The organism is Micromonospora sp. NBS 11-29 (assembly GCF_002140155.1).
In the GTDB taxonomy this organism is placed as follows: Bacteria; Actinomycetota; Actinomycetes; order Mycobacteriales; family Micromonosporaceae; genus Micromonospora.
In genome coordinates this window covers 25,845-26,293 of record NZ_NAPR01000012.1, presented here as the reverse complement: position 1 = coordinate 26,293, position 449 = coordinate 25,845, and the positions used below count along the sequence as shown (strand labels likewise).

Annotated in this window: 1 protein-coding gene; it reads left to right on the top strand. The window is 73.3% G+C overall.

The genetic code is table 11. The annotated features are described in order from the left end of the window. Positions 1 to 449 (top strand): AMP-binding protein (locus B1205_RS29735; protein ID WP_176308610.1); only part of this gene is annotated, 449 nt, incomplete at both ends.

Here is a 449-nt window from a genome sequence, read left to right as displayed (position 1 = left end):
CGTCGACGTCGATCTGTTTCGACCTGTCGGTGTTCGAGCTGTTCGCGCCGTTGTCCTGCGGCGGCACGGTCGTCCTGGTGGACAGCCTGTTCGACCTTCCCGGCGTCGAGCACCCGGTGACGCTGGTCAACACGGTGCCGAGCCTCGCCCGGGAGCTGCTGCGGGCGCACCGGCTGCCGGCGAGCGTGCGGACGGTCAACCTGGCCGGTGAGCCGCTGCCCGGCGACCTGGTGGCCGACCTGCACACCCACCCCGGCGTGCACGCCGTGCACAACCTGTACGGGCCGTCGGAGGACACCACCTATTCCACCGCCGCCCTGGTCGCCCCGGGCACGATCCGGCCGCCCATCGGTCGGCCGCTGCCCGGCACCCGGGCGTACGTGCTGGACCGGCACGGCAACCCGGCCCCGCGCGGGGTGGTGGGGGAGTTGTACCTGTCCGGTGTCGGC